This window comes from Bradyrhizobium sp. RT6a, assembly GCF_040547675.1.
In the GTDB taxonomy this organism is placed as follows: domain Bacteria; phylum Pseudomonadota; class Alphaproteobacteria; order Rhizobiales; family Xanthobacteraceae; genus Bradyrhizobium.
Genome location: NZ_JBEPQC010000014.1, coordinates 60,676 through 80,127, shown reverse-complemented (window position 1 = coordinate 80,127; position 19,452 = coordinate 60,676). Strand labels below are relative to the sequence as shown.

The following is a 19,452-nucleotide window of genomic DNA, read 5'->3' as shown; positions in this document are numbered from 1 at the left end:
GAGAGGGGATCGCCGCTTGGCGCGTCAGGCGATCGCGCCTGTCACATTCCCTCGGCCGGGCAGTTCACCATCCAGGGAATGCCGAACTTGTCGACGCACATGCCAAAACCCTTGGCCCAGAAGGTCTTGCTGAAGGGCATGGTGACCTTACCGCCATCGGCGAGTGCGTTGAACTTGCGCTCGCCCTCCGCGGGGTCCGCGACCGTGAGCGAGATCGAAAAGCCCTGCGGCTTGTGAAAATGCTCGGGCGGCGCATCCGACCCCATCAGCACGCCGCCGTCGGGCAGCGACATCCGCGCATGCATGATCGTCTTCTCGCGGCCGGGCGCAGCCGCCATGTCCGGCGGTGCGTCCGACGAACGCATCATGGCATCGATCTTGCCGCCGAGAACCTTGGCGTAATAATTGAACGCCACCTCGCAGGTGTCCTGGTAGAACAGATATGCATTGAGCATCGTTTCTCTCCTTTTGGCTTTCGTTCGGGGTGACGGCGCTACTTCTCGGTGAGCTTCTTCAGGCTCGCCAAGCCGGCCTCGAAATCCTTGCCGATCATGTTGTCCATGTTGATGAACACCTGCATGACCTTAGACAGGAACGGGGCCGGACCGGACATCGCCCACGTGACCAGTGTGGCATCGCCTTGCGGCACAAAGGTGAACTCGGCGGTGTTGTGGCCTTCGAAAGGCCGCTCGAAATCGAGCTTGATGCGGAGTTTTGACGCCGCACTCGCCTCGAGTATCTCCATATGGCCGGCGCCGACATTGTTGTTGCCGTCCCAGGCATAGGTCGCGCCCTTGCCTTGCGCGGTGCCGCCAAACGTCCGCTTCATCGCAGGATCGCGGTTCTCGTAGGGTGACCAGGCGGTCCAGCGATGGAAATCGGCGACCTGCGGATAGATCGCATTGGCTGGCGCTTTCACGGCGAGGCTGCGTTCGACGCGGAATGTGTCGGGCTTCGTCAGGGCGAAGACGAGCACGCCCACGATTCCGACTACGAACAGGACGGCGATGACGGCAATAGCTTTCAGCATGAATGGCTCCCTGGATACGGTCCTGGGACGAAGGGAGGGCGCCGGGCCCGACAAGGCGAGGCGGAAATTTTGCTACGCCCGAAGCAGGCGCTCCCTACGTCACCTTGGCGCCTTGACTTTGGCGTCTTGCCTTGCGCCGCCATTTGCGACCGTGGGCTGGCTGTCCCGGATCAGGCGATCGAGATGCATGCGGATGTGAGCCGCTTCTGCGGACGTGTTGGCGAGAGCGATGGCGCGGTCGAAGGCGATGCGGGCTTCGTCGTTGCGGCCGAGCTGCATCAGGAAAGCGCCGCGCACGCCGTAGAAATGGAAGTAGTTGGCAAGCTTTGGCGCCAGCGGCTCGATCAGGTCGAGCGCGGCTTGCGGTCCGCGCACCTTGGACACCGCGACCGCGCGGTTGAGCGTCACCACCGGCGACGGCTGCACCACCTCCAGCGCACCATAGAGCAGGTCGATCTGGGCCCAGTCGGTCTCCTCGGGCGTGGACGCGCGGGCATGCAGCGCGGCGATCGCGGCCTGGATCTGGTAGGGCCCGCTGCGGCGATGGCGTATCGCCTTGTCGATCAGCGCAAGGCCTTCCGCGATCATGGTGCCGTTCCACAGCGAACGATCCTGGTCGTCCAGCAGGATCAGCGAGCCATCCGCGGCAAAGCGCGAGGCACTGCGCGCATGCTGCAACAAGATGAGCGCCGTGAGCCCCATGATCTCCGGCTCGCTCTGGAACAGCCGCAGCAGCAGCCGCGCCAGCCGGATCGCTTCCTCGCACAGCGGTTTTCTGATTTCGGCGGTGTCGCCGCTCGCCGAATAGCCCTCGTTGAAGATCAAATAGATCATCGCGGCCACACCGGCGAGCCGCTCCGAACGCTCGACCGCGCCCGGCGTTTCAAACGGTGTCCCGGCCTCCGCGACCTTGGCCTTGGCACGCGTGATGCGCTGCTCCATCGCCGCATCCGACACCAGGAAGGCGCGCGCGATCTGCTTCACCGTCAGGCCGCAGACGATACGGAGCGCCAGTGCGATCTGCTGCGTCGCCGGCAGCCCTGGATGGCAGCAGATGAACATCAGCCGCAAAATGTCGTCGCGGTAGTGCGAGCCGTCGAGCCGCTCCGCGAGTGCGCCCTCGGCGTCGTCGAGATCGGAGATCGCCTGGTCGTCTTCCGGCATCGGCTGCTGCTTGCGGGTGCGGCGCACCTCGTCGATCGCAACGTTGCGGCCGACCATGATCAGCCAGGCCGCGGGATCGCGCGGCGGTCCGTTCTGCGGCCAGGTCTTCAGCGCGCGCAGGCAGGCGTTCTGAAACGCTTCCTCGGCGGTGTCGAGATCGCGGAAATAGCGCAGCAGTGCGCCGACCGCCTGGGGGCGCGCCGAGGTCAGCGCGGTCTCGATCCAGGCGGTATCGGCCTCGCTCACGTCAGATTCCCTCCGGGCCTGAACACGCCTACCGGGCGTACCTCATAGGCGCCACCGGGATTGGCCGATCCGAGGTCACGCGCAACGTCGAGCGCCTCGTCGAGGTTCTTGCAATCGACGATATAGAAGCCGAGCAACTGCTCCTTGGTCTCCGCATAGGGGCCGTCGAGCACCAGTGGCGGATCCTCCTTGCGCAGCGTCGCTGCCGCAGTGGTCGGCAGCAGCCGCGCCACCGGGCCGAGCCGGCCCTGCTGTGTCAGCTTCTCCTGCACCACGGCGAGCTTCTTCATCACGGCTTCATCCTGGTCCTTGCTCCAGGAGCCGACGAAGTCCTCGTCGTGATAGCAAAGGATCGCATAAAGCATGGGCAGTACCTTCTCTGAACGCTTGTTTTGAAGACGATCCACTATGCCTCGCCCCGACACGGCTGCGGAAAAAAATTGCAAGAAAAATCCGACAGATCGTGCCAAGGAGGGCCATCAAAGCGGAACCTCAAGAGGCACTTCGAATGACCGTGGGCACACTGGCCGTCCTGATCAACAGCACGCAGCAAAACTGGCTGCCGGAGCGCTGGAAGGCCCGGTTCGACGCGGTCGGCGGCGGCCGCCGCGTGGTGCTGCTGCCCGATGCCGGGCTCGATCCGGCCGAGGTGCACTATGCCGCGGTGTGGAAGCCGGTGCCGGGCGATCTCGGCTGCTTCCCCAATCTGCGTGCGATCTTCAATCTGGGCGCCGGCGTCGATGCGCTGATGGCGGACAAGAGCCTTCCGAACGTGCCGCTGGTGCGCGTGGCCGTGCCTGATCTGACCGGCCGCATGACCGAATACGTCGTGCAGCACGTGCTGATGCACCACCGCCAGGAGCTTTATCTGCGCCAGTCGCAGCGCGAAAAGCGCTGGGAGCCGACCTATCAATGGCCGGCGAGCGCCGTCACGGTCGGTGTCATGGGACTGGGCACGCTCGGCGCTGATGCGGCCGAAGTGCTGCGGCGGCTTGGTTTCCGTGTCGCCGGCTGGAGCCGCAGCCCGCGCACCATCGCGGGCGTCGAATGCTTCCATGGCGCCGGGCAGATCGACGCGTTCCTGCGCACGACCGATATTCTCGTCAGCCTGTTGCCGCTGACGCCCGATACACACGGCATCCTCAACCGCGACGTCTTCACCAAGCTCAACCGCAAAAGCCCACTCGGTGCGCCCGTGCTGATCAACGCCGGCCGCGGCGGCCTTCAGAACGAAGCCGACATCCTGGCCTGCCTCGACGACGGCACGCTGGGCGCCGCCTCGCTCGACGTCTTCGTGCAGGAGCCGCAGCCGAACGACAGCCGGTTCTGGACCCATCCCAAGGTGCTGCTGACCCCGCACAACGCCGCCGACACCGACGCCGATGCGATCTCGGCCTATGTCGCCGAGCAGATCGCGCGGTTCGAGGCGGGTGGCGTGCTGGAGAACGTGGTGGACCGAGCGCGGGGATACTGAGACCTCATGTGCCACCCGAGCCCGTAAAATCACTGATCGCCGGCCGGTATCCCGTTCATCCTCTCTTAGCGAGAAGTTGATACGCGTTGTTAATCAACGCTCAACGAACGAGTCGGACATGCGCTTTACGCTCGGCCTCAGGATGCGGATCACGGTTGCGCTGGCGGTGACGGCTGCCGCGACCGCGCTGTTTGCGGTGCTCGGTGCAATGTGGATCATCGCGGGGATCATCGACCGCGCCGACCAGCGCGAGCTGCGCAGCCATTACGATGCCCTGCAATCGCGCATCACCGAGGAGTCCCGCCGCGCCGCCGCCATGAGCGCCGTCGTGGCCGCGATGCCGGCGACGCAGGACGCGATGGCCAAGCAGGATCGCAATGCCCTGGTCAGCCTGTTCGGGCCGGTGTTTGCCGCGACCAAATCGGAGTACGGCGTCGAACAGTTCCAGTTCCACGTGGCGCCCGCAACCTCGTTCCTGCGCGTGCACCAGCCTGCTAAATTTGGCGACGACCTCTCGGGCTTCCGCAAGACCGTGATCATGGCCAACCAGGAGCACAAGGTCGTGGTCGGCCTCGAGGGCGGCCTGGCCGGGCTCGGCATCCGCGGCGTTGTGCCGATCGCGCAAGGCGGCAAGCATCTCGGCTCAGTGGAATTTGGCCTGACCTTCGGCCAATCTTTCCTGGACGACTTCAAGACCAACCGCCATGTCGACATTGCCTTCCATCTCGCGGACGGCGGCGGCTTCAAGCTGTTCGGCGGCACGCTGAAGGGCAAGAGCTTCTTCGACGCGACCGATTACGGCCGAGCCGCCGGCGGTGACTTCACGATGCGGCAGGCCAAGCTCGACACAACGCCGGTGGCCGCGCTGCTCGGACCGATCAGGGATTTTTCCGGCAAGCCCCTCGGCGCGGTCGAACTGGTGATGGATAATGCCGACTATGTGGCCTCTGCCGACCGTGCCTGGCTGCTGGCATTCGGCATCGCCGCGCTCGGGCTCGTGCTCGCCGCAATCGTCGGCTATCTCATCGCCCGCAGCATCTCGCGGCCGATCATCTCCATCACCACCGTGATGCGCGAGCTGGCCGACGGACACCTTGATGTCACCGTCCCCCTCAGCAAAGCGAATGACGAGGTCGGCGCGATGGTCAAGGCTGTCGCGGTGTTCCGCGACAACGCCGTCAACTTCAGCCGGCTCCAGGCCGAACAGGCCGACACCAAGGCGCAGTCCGAAGCGGAGAAACGGCGCGCGTTCGCCGCTCTCGCCGACAATTTCGAAGCCAGCATCCGCGACGTCGTCACCACGGTCTCCTCGGCCGCGGTCGAGATGGAGAACACGGCGCGCTCGATGTCTGATATCGTCGAGCGGTCACGGCAGCAGACCGGCACGGTGTCGTCGGCCTCGGCGCTCGCCTCGGAGAATGTGCAGACGGTTGCTGCCGCCGCGGAAGAGCTGTCGTCGTCGATGACAGAGATCAGCCGGCGCCTTGCGCACGCGACGGCGGTGGTCGGCAAAGCTGCGAGCGATGGGCGACGGTCGAATGAGCGCGTGCAGAGTCTGGCCGACGCCGCGCAAAAAATCGGCGACGTCGTCTCCTTCATCAGCGGCATTGCCGAGCAAACCAATCTGCTGGCACTCAACGCGACGATCGAGGCGGCGCGCGCGGGCGAAGCCGGTCGTGGCTTTGCGGTGGTCGCTTCAGAGGTGAAGGCGCTGGCAACCCAGACCGCCAAGGCGACCGAGGAGATCGGGGCGCAGGTGACGGCGGTCCAGGGGGAGACCACCGGCGCAGTCGACGGCATCCAGTCGATCTGCGCAACGATCCAGGAGGTCGACGAGATCTCTGCCGCGATTGCCGCCGCCGTCGGCCAGCAGGGCACCGCGACGCAGGAGATCGCGCAGAACGTCCAGCAGGCAGCCGCCCGCACCGGCGAGGTCTCGCAAAACATCGCGGGTGTCACCGCCGGCATCGCCGCGACGGGAACAGCGGCGGAGGAAGTCCTGGGCTCGGCGATCGAGCTGTCAAAACAATCGCAGCGGCTGCGCGACGAGGTGGACCGCTTCCTCGCGCATATTCGCGCAGCGTAGCGGGGACGACGTTTGGGAGATAGCTTGCGCCACGCAGCGCCTAGCTCTTTCCTCCCACTATCACGTCGATCGTCCCCTTTACGATCGCCTCGAGCTCCTTCCGCGACACACGCGCGCGGGAGCGGATAGCGATTGAGTGCACGGTCGCTGAAGCGAGATGCGCCAGCACGGCGGGATCGGCGCTCTCGGGCAACTCGCCTTTCTCCTTGGCGCGGCGGAAGCAACTCGCAAACGCCTTGTCGAGCTCGTTGAGGCCATCGAGCACCATGGCCCGGATCTCGGGATCGCCGACCGCCTCGGAGGCCGCCGTGACCACGGTGAAGCAGCCGCGCGGGCCGGTCTCGCCGGAGAGATAGATGTTGAGCGCGGAGGCGAAGATGCGCTCCAGCCGCTGGCGTACGGGCATCTCCTGGCGAAAGATCTCCACCATCGATGCGCGCGCTTCCTCGCGGTAGCGCTGATAGCTCTTGATGTAGAGCTCGCGCTTGTCGCCGAAGGCACCATAGAGGCTCGGGCGATTCATGCCGGTGGCTTGGCTGAGATCGTCGAGCGAGGTCGCGGCGAAACCCTGCGTGCGGAACAGGTCGAGCGCCTTGCCAAGCGCGACGTCGGGCTCATAGGCGCGCGGACGGCCGCGGCGTTTGGGTTCGCTGGCAGCAGCTGGCGGCTTCGATTTTTGTACCATTTCGCAATTTAATCCTTGACTACGCCTATAATATGCAAGACAGTACAAAAATCAATCCGGCCGGGTTGAGCGACACTCCAGAAGTCACATCGAGGAATTGCCCAAGGAGGCTCAAGATGGATCTTTATTTCTCGCCGCTCGCCTGTTCGATGGCGAGCCGCGTCGCGCTCTATGAAGCCGGCGCCGAAGCGAATTATCTCGAAGTCGATCCGCCGACCAAGACAGTACTGAACGACGGCACTGACTTTCGAACCGTGAACCCGATCGGCCTGGTGCCGACACTGCGGACCGATGAGGGCGTGGTGCTAACCGAGAACGCCGCGATCCTGCAATATATCGCCGACCGCTTCCCGCAATCGGGCCTCGGCGCCGCAGCGGGCATCGATCGCACGCGGCTGCATCAATGGCTCTGCTTCATCGGCACCGAGCTGCACAAGGGCCTGTTCATCCCGGTGCTCGACCGCAAGGCGCCGCAGGAGACGAAAGCCTATGCGCTGGAGAAGAACCTGTCGCGGCTGGACTATCTCGACAATTACCTGAAGGGGCGCGACTTCCTGCTCGACCATTTCAGCGTCGCCGACGCCTATCTCGTCACGGTCATCAACTGGACCATGGCGACGCCGCCGATCGAGCTCGCCAAATGGCCGAACGTGAAGGCCTATTACGAACGCCTGCGTCAGCGGCCGTCGATCGCCAAGGCGATCGCGGAAGAGTTCGAGCTGTACAAGGCCGAGCAGGTGCGGAAGAAGGCGGCGGCGTAGCGGCATTCGAAACGACCGTCGTTCCGGCCCATGCGCCGGGACGACGGGTTAAACAGCGCGACAGACCGCGCCCCGGAACAATTGGCTATTTCGGCGCGTGGAGTACGACCCCGTAGCGTCGGTATATCCGATCGATCGTGCCGTCGTTTCGCAGCCGTTCAACCACTCCATCGATGGTGTCGCGCAATGCATCATCCGGACGAACCATGCCGACCGCGACGTTCCAGTTGAGATCGGCTATGGACTCGTCGCGATCCAGGATGCGGAATGCCTTGTCCGGATGCGTCAGGTTGAAATAACTCGCCGCGGCGGGAGTGACCGCAGCGGCATCGATCTCATGGTTTGACAGGGCATCGAGGCTGTCGCTCTCGAAGCCGAAAGTCGACGTCGGGACGTGCCGTTGACTGATGATCATGGCAGCGACGGAGCCGACCTGCACCCCGACCTTGGTATGCTCGTTGAGGCTCTGGAACGAGGCGAGCGCGCTGGATGAGGGGACGGCGAGTGCGACGCCCGTGCGATAATACGGTTTTGAGATTCTCAAGCGGGTTTCACCCTGCGCTTCGCGGTCGGCGATGACATCCAGAACGATATCGCAACCGGCGCTCCGCATCTGGTACTGGGTGATGATCCAATCGAGTCGCAGGGAGACGCCGAGCGCGTGTGCCAGCGCCTGGCCCAATTCGATCTGAAAGCCGGGAGGATCGGCGGCCTTGCTTGCGAACGGAAGCGAGTTCGGATGGGCGCACAATCCGAGCACGCCGGACGCGCGGATCGCGTCCAGGGTTCGCCCCTGCGCAGGATTCAGCAGTGCGATCACGGCGCCGACCACAAGCGGGAGAACTGTCTTCATTCCGCGTCCTCGTATCGACATCGGCCTGGTCGATTCAGCCCTCGCGCGGCTTCAGGGCGCGGATATATTTGACGATCTGGTCGATCTGCGCGTCGGTGAAGGCCCCGCCGAATGCCGGCATCGCACCGGACTTGCCGTTCTTGATGCGGCTGTGCAGATAGTCGTCGTCACGCGGGGAATCCATCAGCTGCGGTCCCTTGCCGGCGGCCCGGCCGCCAGCAGAGTGACAAAAGCCGCAAGTCCCTGCGAATAACTGCTCGACGTCGAACGTCCCGTTGTCGGGTACGGGAGGGGCAGACTGCGCCTGAACCGGTGCGGCATACAGCGACGAGGCGCCCAGCACCGCCGATAGCAGCGCGGTGATCTTCTTCACATGCAAGTTCAAGGTATCCAGCTCCATATCCTGAAGCGCCACGCCCCGAAGCACGAGTCCTGAAGCACACTCGGAAATTCCAATGCACGGGAAGCAAGCTTGCGCCTGCTCCCCGGCAATCTGCGATGATCTATTTCAAGCTGAAGACGACGAGCGCCCCGTCATCACGCGGCATGCTCTTGTAAACGCCGCCGAAGTTTGGCGCGTATTCGTCCGCCAGCATGCCGCCAAAGCCAGCGGCCACGGCAATGTACTGCTTGCCATTGACGGAATAGCTGACGATGCCGCCCTGGTGGCCCGTGCCGTTGTTGTGGCTCCACAGCTCGGCCCCGGTTTCGGCATCGTAAGCATGAAGGATGCCGCGGGAGTCGGGCACGAATACGAGATTGCCCGCAGTCGACAGCACGCTTCCGAGCGGAGGCTCGGGATAGCGAACCTCCCACTTCTTGGCGCCGGTGATGGGGTCGCGCGCGTCGAGATGTCCATAAATCTCTCCGCCCGGAGGGGGTACCATCTTGAAATCGGCGCCGATGTTAAGCTGGACCTGGGGCGCTGTGACCGGCGTCGTCTTCTGGACGTCGAGCGTCATGCACCATTCCTGGCCGATCTTGTAGTACAGGCCGGTCTTCGGGTTGTAGGAGCCGGCATTCCAGCTGACGCCGCCGCCAATGAAGGGGCACAGCGGCGGTTCGGTAACCTTCCCGGCCGTGAAGTCGCGACGGCCGATCAAGGCACCCGTCTTGGGATCGATATCCTTGACGAAATTGATGTTCTCAACGAGCCGCCAGACATTCTTCACGGCGAGGTTGCGGTCATAGACGAAGACGAAACCGCCCTTGTTCGGGTGAACTACAAACTTCTGACCGTCGCGTTCGAGCATCACAAACTCGCCGACCGCGCTGTCGAAATCCCAGGCGTCGTGCGGCAACTCCTGATGATGGAATTTCAGCCTGCCGGTATCGACGTCGAGACCGATCACCGAACTCGTGTAGAGATTGTCGCCGGGACGCGCGCCTTGCGTCTTGTAATCGGCGCCCGACCAATCGTAGAGCGGCGCCGGGTTTGCGGTGCCCCACAGAATTGTGTTGGTCTCGGAATCGTAAGTGCCCGGCATCCAGCCACCGCCCCCGCCCGTGCGCCAGGAATCCTTTCCCCACGTCTTCATGGCCTCGTCGGTGCCGGCGACGGTCAAGAACTCCCACTTCTTCTTCCCGGTGGTGGCATCCAGGCCGAAGATCGGGCCGCGGCCCGGCCATTCACCGCCTTGCGCTCCGATGACCACCGTGCCCTTCGCGTAAAGCGGCGCACCGGTGAAACCGACCGTGAGCTTCTGCGAGTCGATCAGCCTGGTTTCCCAGAGGACCTTCCCCGACTTCATATCCAGGCCAAGAACCCTGCCATCCATGGTGCCGACGAAAACCTTGCCCTCGCCGAGCGCTACGCCGCGATTATAGGGGGAATGGGTCTGACGGGAGATCAGGGCCTCGTCGAGCTCCGGAAAATGGGACCAGATCACCTCGCCTGTCGCGCCGTTGAGCGCAAAGACCCGGCTGTAAGAACCCGAGTAATAGAGCACGCCATCCGCCGCGAGCGGCATCGATTGCAGGCCGCGGGTCGAGCGTCCTGGAATATGGGTCCAGGCAACGTTCAGATTGCCGACGTTGTTTGCATTGATCTGCGCCAGCGGGCTGTAGTGATAGGATTTGTATGAACCGTGATAGGTCAGCCAATCGTTCTGACCGCCGTTCTCGATCCGCGCAGTATCCACGGATTGGGCAAAGGCTGACGACACCATCAGCGTCGCGCCGGCAACAAGAGGTAGACCAGACTTACACCAACGCTTCTTCATCCGTTCCTCCCGCTTTTATGTTTGTTTAACGTGCGTCTCACAGATGCCGCCGCGAGGGATGCTGCAGTCCGCTGTCGGTTCTTCTCCATCGCATACGAGCCACCAACGGCTCTCGATCTCTCTCGGCGGACATCGCCAAAAGGTGCTACGTTCTCTGGACTGGTTGCAGTTGCGCTTATCCTCGCTCCGGCAGCGTACGCCCGATGACGAGGAGCGCAAAGATACAATACGTGCACGGAGCGAATTTGACGCGCGGCGCAGATTGGAAACGTCAGGTGCGCTGACCGGTTCGTTTCGCGTCGCAGATCTCAGACTGCTGCGCGCGGGGGCGGTAACGCCAGGGCTCCAAGACGGATTTATCCGTATAGCACCCTCGGGAGGATCGTGACGATGCCGGGCCAGAGCGTCAGCAGCAGCACGAAGCCGACCATGATGAGGAGATAGGGCATCGTGACACGCGCGATGTAGCCGAGGCCGTCGTCGGTCAGGCCCTGGATCACGAACAGGTTGAAGCCGACCGGCGGCGTGATCTGAGCCATCTCGACCGCGAGCACCAGGAAGATGCCGAACCAGATCTCGTCGAAACCCGCGCCCTTCACGATCGGCAGCACGATCGGCCGCGTCATCACGATCATCGAGAAGCCGTCGAGGAAGCAGCCGAGGATCAGATAGAATAAAATCAGCACCACGATCAGCATGAAGGGCGACAGCCCGAGCCCCTTCACGAAGGCGGCGACTGTTTGCGGGATGCCGAGGAAGGCCGCAGCGTTGCCGAGGATCGAGGCGCCGAGCACGATCAGCGCGATCATCGAGCAGGTCACGACCGAGCCGATCAGCACGTCACGCATCACCTGCTGCGACATCGAGCCTTGCGCCCAGGCGACCAGCGCCGCGCCGAACACGCCGACAGCTGCGGCCTCCGACGGCGTCGCCAGTCCGCCATACATCGAGCCGAGCACGCAAGCGATCAGGAACAGCGCCGGCGCGAGGTCCTTCAGCGCTGCAAAGCGTTCGCGCCACGGCACCTGCGAGAGTTTGGCTTCCGTCTCCGGCACCATGCCGGGGTTGAGGGTCGTGTGCAGCATCACCCACCCCATGAAGGTGGCGGCCAGCAGCAGGCCGGGCAGCACGCCGGCCGTGAACAGTTTCAGGATCGAGACGTCGCCCAGCACGCCATAGATGATCATGATGTTGGACGGCGGGATCAGGAAGCCGAGCGTGCCGGCGCCGGCGAGCGAGCCGATCGCGATGTCGCGGGAATAGCCGCGGCGTGTGAGTTCGTTCAGCGACATGCGGCCAATCACCTGCGTCGTCGCCGCCGACGAGCCGGAGATCGCCGCGAAGATGGTGCAGCCGATCACGTTCACATGCAAAAGACGACCTGGCAGAAGCCCCGCCCAGGGCGCGAGCCCCTGGAACAGCGAACGTGACAGACGGGTGCGAAACAGCAACTCGCCCATCAGGATGAACAGCGGCAACGCCAGCAGTTCCTGCGTCGTCAAAATGTTCCAGGCGTATTGCGGCAGCAGCTTGTCGAGCGGGATCGAGCGGAACATCGCCAGCAGCAGCGTCGCAGTGAGCGCAAGCGTCAGGCCGATCCAGACGCCGCACGCCAGAAGCGCAAACAGCATCGCGAAGAGAGCGACGACTTCAATGGTCATGGAATCCGGTGTCCGCTGGCTGGCGCGAGGGCGATCATTCGACGGGCGAGGCCTTCATGCGATGATCCTCCAGCGGCAGGCCGAGCACGGCCTGGATCGCGCGCGCCAGGAACTGGAGCGTCAGCAGCAGCATGCCGAAGGTGACGACGGCCTGCGGAAACCACAGCGGAGTGTCGCTCGAGGTCGAAACCTGGCCGCGCACATAGGCGCCGAAGGCGAACTTCGCCATCGACGATGTCAGGAAGGCCATGAAGGCGAAGCCGGCGGCGGCCGACAGGATTTCGAGCGCGCGCTGAAACGGGGCCGGGACGTTCTTCAGCAGCAACACGACACGGATATGGCCGCCGACGCGCAATGTCATGGCAGCGCCGAAGGTGAAGGACGCCGCCATCAGATAGGAGGAATATTCCCACGCAATCGAGATCGTGGGCGGAAAGAACGGCAGGAAGTTCGAGAGGAAGCGCGTTGCGACCTCGCACAGCATCAGCAACGTCAGCATCAGCAGGCATCCGCCACCGATCCAGCCGTCCAGCCGGCCAAGACGGTCAATGCCGTCGAGCAGGATGCGCAGCGGCGCCGGCGCCGCTGCGTTGAGACTCTGCGGAGCTGCCGGCGAAACGCTGACCACGGCCCGGCCTCAGCGCTTCATTTCGGCGAGATAGGCCCGCACCGGCTTTTCGGCCGTCGGCACGCGCTTGACGAAAGCGTCAAGCTGCGGCGCGGTCTTGGCGCGAATGTCCGTGATCATGGCCTCCGAGACCGGCACCACCTCCATGCCGCCCTCTTTGAGGCGATTGAGGCTGTCGACGTCCGCCTTGAGCGAGTTCGCCCAGAAGCCCGGCTCCATCTTCGCGGCGATGCCCGCGACGAGCTGCTGCTGATCGGCACTCAGCGCCTTCCACGAATCGAGGTTGACGGTGAGCATTTGCGATGACCAGACGTGGTTGGTCGGGTAGATGTATTTCAGGAATTCCCAGAATTTGCCGTCGACGCCCGACACCGCGGAGGTGGATACGCCGGAGACCGCGCCCGAGGCCAGCGCCGGGATGGTCTCGCCCCACGGAATCATCACCGGCGCCATGCCGACCACGGCCAGCATATCGACGGCGTTCTTGTCGGGCACGCGGATCTTGATGTTCTTCAACCCGTCGACATCCGCGACCTTGACCTTGAGATGCAGATATTGCGTCGGCCACGGCACGATGTAGAGGATCTTCTGGTTGTTGCGCGCGGCGACCTTCTCGTATTCGGGCCGCACATATTTGTGCAGCACCTTCAATTCGTCCATCGAGCCGCAGAGAAAGGGAATGCTTTCGACGCCCATGAAGGGCTCGTCGCCGACCTGCTGGATGTTGAGGACATCGGCAAGCGGCACCAGGCCATCGCGCACGGCGCGCAGATGCTCGGGGCCCTTGAAGCCAAGCTGGCCACCGGCCTTCACGGTGATCGCGACCGAGCCGCCGCTCTGCTTCTTCACCTCTTCCGCGAAGGCAAACGCGTTCTGAGTGTGGAAATTGCCGTCGGGCCATACCGTCGACATGTCCCAGCTCACCGTCGCCGCCCGCGCACGAGTTGAGATGTGGCCGGCTGCGAGCAGCGTCGCTGCGCCCGCTGTAAAATTCCGTCGCGTGATCATTGAGCCCCTCCGTTTGCTACGCGCATGACGCCTGAGGCGTCATCGCGTATGCCCATAAACTGCAACCGCGTTGTCGGCAGACACGAGGCCGCTTTCGATGTCGCCGTTGACGGCTGTCGGCGCCCGCTCCCGGGGATCGCCGATGCCGGCGCCGCCTGGTGTCAGCACCACCAGCCGGTCGTCCGGCGGCACCTGCTGAAAGCCTTTCCCACGCAGCTTCTTGCCGGACTTCAGGCCGACATAGCCGGCCTCGCCGTTCTTGCCGCCATCGCGGCCCCGCGGCGGATGATCGATGCGGTCGAACGCCGCCAGGATGTCGAACGGCGCATCGACGCCGCTGCCGACCTCGATGATCTGGCCGAGGCCACCGCGGGTGCGCCCTGCTCCCCCGGAATCCGGACGCAGTTCCTTGCGCCAGAAGATCAGCGGCGTCTGCGTCTCGGCGATCTCGACCGGCGTGCCGCGCACGCCGCTAGGATAGGCGGTCGCCGACAGCCCGTCCTTCGCGAAGCGCGCGCCGGTGCCGCCATTGGAGGTCACCGCCATCGAGAATCCGTAATTTCCGCCGGCGCCCGAGCGGGTCTGGCCACGCACATTGAGATTCCACAGGCACGAAGTGCCTTCCGCGGGCACGCGCTCGGGAATGATCTGGCGCAGGCAGCCGAACACGACGTCGGGCAGCATCTGGCCGATGATGTGACGCGAGGCGACCGGCGCCGGCTTCGGCGCATTGAGGATCGCGCCTGGGGGAGCCGACACCGTCAGCGGCGAGAGCGAGCCGGCATTGTTCGGGATCTGCGAAGCGACGACGCAGCCGAGACCGAACACGGTGTAGGCGATGGTGTAGGACAGAGGCACGTTGATGCCGAACGTGGACGCGGCCGAGGTGCCGTCGAAATCGACGTGGATGCCTTCGTCCGAGATCGTCAGCGTCGCCTCAAGCGAGACCGGCGCGTCATAGCCGTCGACCACCATGGTGTTGCGCCAGGTGCCCTTCGGCAGTTTGGCGATCTCGGCCAGCACGGCCTCGCGCGAGCGGTCGCAAATGTAGTCGCCGAGCGCATCGAGCGAGTCGATTCCGAACTCGGTCATCATCTCGACCAGGCGCTCGCAACCGACGTCGTTGCAGCCGGCGAGCGAGTAGGTGTCGCCCTCGGTGTCGATCGGCAGCCGCGTGTTGGTGCGGATCATCGCCATCAGCGTCTCGTTGACGACGCCCTGGTCGATCAGCTTCAGCATAGGGATGTAGAGCCCCTCCATGAACACGTCGGTGGCGTCGGGTCCGAAGCCGATGCCGCCGATGTCCATGAGATGGCTGGTGCAGGAAAACAGCGCGACCGGCTTGCCGTCCTTGAAGCAGGGCGTGGTGACGACGAAATCGTTGAGATGGCCGGTGCCCATCCAGGGATCGTTGGTGATGTAGGCGTCGCCCTCCTTCATCGTCTCGATCGGAAAGTGGGCGATGAAGTGCTTGACCGATTCCGCCATCGAGTTGACGTGGCCGGGCGTGCCGGTCACCGCCTGCGCCAGCATCCGCCCCTTGAGGTCGAACACGCCGGCCGAGAGGTCGCCGCATTCGCGCACGATCGGGCTGAAGGCGGTGCGGAGCAGCACCTGCGCCTGCTCCTCGACCACGGCGATCAGCCGGTGCCACATGATCTGAAGGTCGATCAGGCTCGCGCCGCTTGCCTTGCTCATGATCAGGCCGCCTTCCGTTCCATGACGATGCTGCCGGCACCGTCGATATGCGCGTCAAAACTGTTGGAGACGAAGGTGGACGTTTCGTCCTCCGCAATCACGGCGGGACCTGCAATCGTCGCGCCTGGCGCCATATCCTCGCGGCGGTAGAGCGGGATCTCGATCACCTCCCCCGCCCGGCCATCGAAGAACTTGCGGCTGCCGGTCGCCTTCCCGGCGGGCCTGCGCGTGACGGCCGCGACCGTAGCCGGATTGCGCGCCTCGGTCGTCGCAAGCACGGACCAGCTCAACACCTCGATCGCCGCACCCGGGATCGATCGCTCGAACATCGCCGCATAATCCGCTTCGAACTTCTGGCGCAGGCCGGCCAGATCGGTCGGCGCCAACCGCCGGTTCGGCAACTCGATCGAGATCTCATGGCCCTGGCCGACATAGCGCATGAAGGCGGCGCGGCGCTCGCGCACCGGCGCACCTGCTGCCCCCGTTTCGACCAGCGCACGCGCCTCGGTCACCATCTCCTGGAGCAGGTCGGAAACACCATCGGTGTCGAAATCGTCGATCCGGACATGACGGCTGCGCACCAGCTCATAGGCGATCGGAGCCGCAAGGAAGCCAACGGCCGAACCGACACCGGCATTGGAAGGGACGATCACGCGAGAGACACCGATCTTCTCGGCGACACGCGCCGCATGCAGCGGTGCCGCGCCGCCGAAGGCGATCAGAGTGTGCTGACCGACAATCTCACCGCGCTCGACCGCATGCACGCGCGCCGCACTCGCCATGTTCTCGCAGACAACCTCGTGCACGGCATAGGCCGCAGTCTCCGCCGACAGACCGAGCGGCTCGCCCACGGCGCGCAGCAGGGCCTGCTTCGAGAGCTCAGGGTCGAGCTTGATCGTTCCACCCGCGAAGTCGTCGGGATCGATCATGCCGAGCGCAACGTCGGCATCCGTCACGGCCGGGCGCAGGCCGCCGCGGCCGTAGCAGGCAGGCCCGGGCTCCGACGAGGCACTCTCGGGGCCGACCGTGACGCGCTTCATCGCATCGACATGGGCGATCGAGCCGCCGCCGGCGCCGATCTCGACCATCTCGATCACGGGAATCCGCACCGGCAGACCCGAACCTTTCAGGAAGCGCGCAGCGCGATCGACCTCGAACACGCGCGAGGTCTCGGGCTGGTATTTTTCGATCAGGCAGATCTTTGCCGTGGTGCCGCCCATGTCGAAGGACAGCACCTTGCTCTCGCCGAGACGCGCCGCGATCTGCGCCGCGAAAATGGCGCCGCCGGCAGGACCGGATTCGACGAGGCGCACCGGAAAGCGCCGCGCCGTCTCGATCGAGGTGACGCCGCCGCCGGAGGTGACGAGATAGATCGCACCGCGGTACTGCTCGACCTGCAAGGCGTCGGACATGCGGGCGAGATAGCCGTCGATCAGCGGTTGCACATAGGCGTTGGCCACCGCAGTCGATGTGCGCTCATATTCGCGGATCTCCGGGCACACCGCGGACGATACGGTCACGGAAATGCCGGGCATCTCCTCACTGATGATCGCAGCCGTGCGGCGCTCGTGCTCAGGATTGGCGTAGGAGTGCAGGAAGGCGACCGCGACGCTCTCGACGTTCAACGCACGCAATCTTGGCGCGAGCGCACGTACCGCCGCTTCGTCCAGCGGGAGGCGGACGCCGCCGTGGGCGTCGATACGCTCGGGCACGGTGAAGCGCAGAGATCGCGGCGCCAGCGGCTTCGGCTTGTCGATGGTGAGGTCATACTGGTCGTAGCGGCTCTCGGTGCCGATATCGAGCACGTCGCGAAAGCCCTCCGTCGCGATCAACGCCGTTTTGGCGCCGCGACGCTCGATGATGGCGTTGGTCGCGAGTGTCGTGCCGTGAATGAAGACGTCGATGTCGCTGATATGGGCACGCGCACCAGCGAGAATGAGCCGCATGCCATCGAGCACCGCCTGTTCGGGCCGCTGCGGCGTCGTCAGCAATTTGCGCGTCTTGCGATCCTGACCCACGTCCAGCACGATGTCGGTGAACGTGCCACCGATATCGACGGCAAGCCGCACCTCGGCTCCCTCAAGCATTCCAAATTCTCCGTGCTGATCGTCGAGACTGAGGACAAAAGCGCAGCAATTTCCATGCCATGGATGACAGGAACATGCTGTGTCCAGCTATTCTGCTTGGCACCTATGCAATAGGCAAGGCGTGTTCGCAGCCCGCGCGATCAGAGCAGGAATGCAAGCGCCGCTTCACAGCGCTCCTCGACCTTCAGAGTGAGGAGATCATCGGCCCGGGTGCGTCCGAGATTGACCGCAGCGATCGGGATTGGCCGTTGCGCAGCAGCCTGCACGAAGCGGAAGCCGGAATAGACCATCAGTGACGAGCCGACGATGAGCATGGCGTCGGACTGCGCCAGATGATCCTGCGCGGTAGCGACCACGTCGCGCGGGACGTTCTCGCCGAAGAACACGACATCGGGCTTGAGGATGCCGCCGCAGGCTTCGCAAGGAGGCACCTTGAACGACGAAAAATCCGCATGCTTCAGGTCGGCATCGCCATCGGGTGCGTCGGCGGCGTCGAGCGTCAACCATTCCGCATTGGCGTGGCCGAGCGTCTCCTGGAATTCGCTCCGCGGCGTCTTTCGGCCGCAGCCCATGCAGCGGACCAGATCGAGCCTTCCGTGCAGGTCGATGACCTGGCGATGGCCGGCGGATTGATGCAACCGGTCGACGTTCTGAGTCAGCAGCATCTGGCAATGCCCGCTCGCTTCGAGCCGGGCGAGCGCGTGATGCGCATCGTTCGGCCTCGCCTGGCCGAACCGCCGCCAGCCGATCAGGCTGCGTGCCCAATAGCGCCGGCGCGTATGCTCTTCAGAGATGAACGCCTGGAAGTTCACCGGCTGGGTCCGCTTCCAGTTGCCGTGACTGTCGCGATAATCGGGAATGCCCGAATTGGTGCTGCAGCCAGCACCGGTCAGCACGAACAGACGTTCGTGCTGGCCGACGAAATCCCGGAGCGGATGGTTTGTCATGGCGCAGATGTAGTCTGCGCAGGCCGGTTTCGCCAGATGGCGAGGAAGCCCGCTAGCTTGCCCAGTTCTCCCGAAACTCAGGAAACAGCGTCAGGCCTCCGCAGGCGTAGATGGTCTGCCCCGTGATATAACTGGCATCATCCGAGGCGAGGAAGGCGAACACCGCGGCGATCTCTTCCGGCGTGCCGACGCGACCCAGCGGAATGTGGCTGGAGACCACGCCGCGCTTTTCCGGATCGCCGGTCCAGGCCGCGTTGATCGGCGTATCGATCGCACCGGGGCCAACCGCATTGACGCGAATGCCGCGGCCGGCGAATTCCAGCGCCAGCGTGCGCGTCAGATTGGCCACGCCCCCCTTGCTGATGGAATAAGCGAGGTAGCCGGGTTTCGGGATCATCTGGTGCACGCTGGAGCAGTTGATGATGCTGCCACCTCCGCCGCGCGCGACGAAATGCGCGAGCGCCTTCTGGGCGCAGAACACGGCGCCGTTGAGATTGACGTCGATGATGCGGCGATAGGTTTCGATGTCGAGCGACTCGCTCGGCGATTCCTGTTGGAAGCCGGCATTGTTGACGAGGCAGTCGAGGCGCTTCCAGCGCGCCAGGATCGTCTCGAATATTGCAGCGACGTCCTGCTCGCTGCTGACGTCGGCCTTGACGATAATGTGATCGAGCTTGCCATGGCCGCGGTCACCCGATGCCGTCCGCGCGAGCGCGAGTGTCTCCTCGGCCCCTTCAGGGTGACCGAAATAGTTGATGGCGACGGTGGCGCCCTCCTGAGCGAGCCGGATGGCGACGGCACGGCCGATGCCCTGGGAGGCGCCGGTCACCAGCGCGTACTGGCCGACAAGACGCGAGTGAAACGAGGTCGAGCGATCGGTTTGTGGCATGGGTTCTCTCCGA

At 64.3% G+C, this 19,452-nt stretch carries 18 protein-coding genes; 3 read left to right on the top strand and 15 right to left on the bottom strand.

Features of this window, described 5'->3' with window-relative positions:
* Nucleotides 1–41 precede the first annotated feature (41 nt).
* The 4 genes from ABIC03_RS38105 to ABIC03_RS38090 all read right to left on the bottom strand — a co-directional run bounded on the left by ABIC03_RS38105 (nt 42) and on the right by ABIC03_RS38090 (nt 2,805).
* On the bottom strand, nt 42–455 hold the full coding sequence (locus tag ABIC03_RS38105; protein ID WP_354065928.1) for a VOC family protein: 414 nt from the start codon (nt 453–455) through the stop codon (nt 42–44).
* A gap of 38 nt (nt 456–493) precedes the next feature.
* Nucleotides 494–1,030, bottom strand: coding sequence for an SRPBCC family protein (locus ABIC03_RS38100; protein ID WP_354065926.1), 537 nt, complete (start codon nt 1,028–1,030; stop codon nt 494–496).
* Between the two features lie 99 nt (nt 1,031–1,129).
* On the bottom strand, nt 1,130–2,440 hold the full coding sequence (locus ABIC03_RS38095; RefSeq protein ID WP_354065924.1) for an RNA polymerase sigma factor: 1,311 nt from the start codon (nt 2,438–2,440) through the stop codon (nt 1,130–1,132).
* Entirely contained in the window at nt 2,437–2,805 is a 369-nt protein-coding gene (locus ABIC03_RS38090; RefSeq protein WP_275169615.1) for a YciI family protein, read from the bottom strand. The genes ABIC03_RS38095 and ABIC03_RS38090 overlap by 4 nt, the downstream gene beginning before the upstream one ends.
* 143 nt (nt 2,806–2,948) lie before the next feature.
* Between ABIC03_RS38090 and ABIC03_RS38085 the strand changes: the two genes are divergently transcribed.
* Nucleotides 2,949–3,914, top strand: a complete 966-nt coding sequence (locus tag ABIC03_RS38085; RefSeq protein WP_354065922.1) for a 2-hydroxyacid dehydrogenase — start codon at nt 2,949–2,951, stop codon at nt 3,912–3,914.
* Nucleotides 3,915–4,032: 118 nt separating this feature from the next.
* Nucleotides 4,033–6,000, top strand: coding sequence for a methyl-accepting chemotaxis protein (locus tag ABIC03_RS38080; RefSeq protein ID WP_354065920.1), 1,968 nt, complete (start codon nt 4,033–4,035; stop codon nt 5,998–6,000).
* Between the two features lie 40 nt (nt 6,001–6,040).
* Here ABIC03_RS38080 and ABIC03_RS38075 read toward each other — a convergent pair whose 3' ends face one another.
* Nucleotides 6,041–6,685: a TetR/AcrR family transcriptional regulator gene (locus ABIC03_RS38075; protein WP_354065918.1), complete on the bottom strand. Its 645-nt coding sequence runs from the start codon at nt 6,683–6,685 to the stop codon at nt 6,041–6,043.
* Between the two features lie 116 nt (nt 6,686–6,801).
* Here ABIC03_RS38075 and ABIC03_RS38070 point away from each other — a divergent pair, with 116 nt between their 5' ends.
* Nucleotides 6,802–7,446 (top strand): glutathione binding-like protein, encoded by a 645-nt coding sequence (locus tag ABIC03_RS38070; RefSeq protein ID WP_354065916.1) that lies wholly within the window; start codon nt 6,802–6,804, stop codon nt 7,444–7,446.
* Nucleotides 7,447–7,531: 85 nt separating this feature from the next.
* Here the strand turns inward: ABIC03_RS38070 and ABIC03_RS38065 are convergent, their stop codons facing one another.
* The 10 genes from ABIC03_RS38065 to ABIC03_RS38020 all read right to left on the bottom strand — a co-directional run bounded on the left by ABIC03_RS38065 (nt 7,532) and on the right by ABIC03_RS38020 (nt 19,439).
* A complete protein-coding gene (locus tag ABIC03_RS38065) occupies nt 7,532–8,299 on the bottom strand; it encodes a substrate-binding periplasmic protein (RefSeq protein ID WP_354065914.1) in 768 nt (255 codons plus the stop codon).
* Between the two features lie 34 nt (nt 8,300–8,333).
* Nucleotides 8,334–8,684, bottom strand: a complete 351-nt coding sequence (locus ABIC03_RS38060) for a c-type cytochrome (RefSeq protein ID WP_354065912.1) — start codon at nt 8,682–8,684, stop codon at nt 8,334–8,336.
* A 118-nt stretch (nt 8,685–8,802) separates the two neighbouring features.
* Nucleotides 8,803–10,521, bottom strand: a complete 1,719-nt coding sequence (locus ABIC03_RS38055; RefSeq protein ID WP_354065910.1) for a pyrroloquinoline quinone-dependent dehydrogenase — start codon at nt 10,519–10,521, stop codon at nt 8,803–8,805.
* Nucleotides 10,522–10,877: 356 nt separating this feature from the next.
* Entirely contained in the window at nt 10,878–12,182 is a 1,305-nt protein-coding gene (locus ABIC03_RS38050) for a TRAP transporter large permease (RefSeq protein WP_354065908.1), read from the bottom strand.
* A gap of 34 nt (nt 12,183–12,216) precedes the next feature.
* Nucleotides 12,217–12,810, bottom strand: a complete 594-nt coding sequence (locus ABIC03_RS38045) for a TRAP transporter small permease subunit (protein WP_354065906.1) — start codon at nt 12,808–12,810, stop codon at nt 12,217–12,219.
* 9 nt (nt 12,811–12,819) lie between these two features.
* Nucleotides 12,820–13,818, bottom strand: coding sequence for a TRAP transporter substrate-binding protein (locus ABIC03_RS38040; protein ID WP_354065904.1), 999 nt, complete (start codon nt 13,816–13,818; stop codon nt 12,820–12,822).
* Between the two features lie 39 nt (nt 13,819–13,857).
* Complete coding sequence (locus tag ABIC03_RS38035; RefSeq protein WP_354065902.1) at nt 13,858–15,516, bottom strand: hydantoinase B/oxoprolinase family protein; 1,659 nt, start codon at nt 15,514–15,516, stop codon at nt 13,858–13,860.
* Between the two features lie 2 nt (nt 15,517–15,518).
* Nucleotides 15,519–17,603, bottom strand: a complete 2,085-nt coding sequence (locus ABIC03_RS38030) for a hydantoinase/oxoprolinase family protein (RefSeq protein ID WP_354065900.1) — start codon at nt 17,601–17,603, stop codon at nt 15,519–15,521.
* A 140-nt stretch (nt 17,604–17,743) separates the two neighbouring features.
* A complete protein-coding gene (locus tag ABIC03_RS38025) occupies nt 17,744–18,550 on the bottom strand; it encodes an NAD-dependent protein deacetylase (protein ID WP_354065898.1) in 807 nt (268 codons plus the stop codon).
* A gap of 52 nt (nt 18,551–18,602) precedes the next feature.
* Nucleotides 18,603–19,439 carry an SDR family oxidoreductase gene (locus ABIC03_RS38020; RefSeq protein ID WP_354065896.1) on the bottom strand — a complete coding sequence of 279 codons (837 nt, stop codon included), beginning with the start codon at nt 19,437–19,439 and terminating at the stop codon, nt 18,603–18,605.
* Nucleotides 19,440–19,452: the final 13 nt, after the last annotated feature.